This is a genomic window from Telluria sp. AZSoR62 (assembly GCF_058111565.1).
Genome location: NZ_JBYTST010000342.1, coordinates 1 through 266 on the forward strand (window position 1 = coordinate 1; position 266 = coordinate 266).

General features: G+C 64.7%; 1 protein-coding gene. It reads left to right on the forward strand.

From position 1 onward, the window contains the following. The coding region (locus AC3XQU_RS24055; RefSeq protein ID WP_489876643.1) for a hypothetical protein at nucleotides 1-266 on the forward strand (266 nt) is incomplete at both ends.

The following is a 266-nucleotide window of genomic DNA, read 5'->3' on the forward strand; positions in this document are numbered from 1 at the left end:
TCGACTTCGGGCACGCCGCACACAGCCTGGTTCTCGGCGTCGGTTCGGAGCTCCGCGAGATCCCGTCGAAGATCCTCGCGTCGAACGGCGCCGCCAGCACTGCCGACGCGAAAGCGTTCATCGCGAAGGCCAGAGACGAGAACGCCGTCGCGCTCAAGTCCGACGACTACCGGCAGGTGCACGAGATGGCCGACAAGCTACTCGAGCACCCGATCGCCGGACCGCTGTTCAAAGGTGAAGGGCAACCGGAACAGTCGCTGTACTAC